Annotated in this window: 1 protein-coding gene; it reads left to right on the top strand. The window is 41.9% G+C overall.

Translation table 11 applies throughout. The annotated features are described in order from the left end of the window. Positions 1 to 207 (top strand): hypothetical protein (locus AAEY79_RS16690; RefSeq protein ID WP_352289960.1); only part of this gene is annotated, 207 nt, incomplete at its 5' end. Between the last annotated feature and the right edge of the window lie 22 nt (positions 208 to 229).

Here is a 229-nt window from a genome sequence, read left to right as displayed (position 1 = left end):
ATTAAGCGTAGCGCACCAATTCGTGTACTTCGTGATAACGTGGTTATTTACGAAGGCGAGCTTGAGTCATTACGTCGCTTTAAAGATGACGTAGCTGATGTTCGTAACGGCATGGAATGTGGTATCGGCGTTAAGAACTACAATGATGTTCGCGTTGGTGACCAAATCGAAGTATTTGAAACAGTTGAAGTACAACGTACTCTTTAATTGTTATTAGGTGGTGTTGGAC

This window comes from Psychrobacter sp. GW64-MNA-CIBAN-0177 (genome assembly GCF_040309585.1).
Classification (GTDB): Bacteria; Pseudomonadota; Gammaproteobacteria; order Pseudomonadales; family Moraxellaceae; genus Psychrobacter; species Psychrobacter okhotskensis.
Note: the sequence above shows the minus strand (reverse complement) of the source record. Positions and strands in the feature narration are given on the sequence as shown.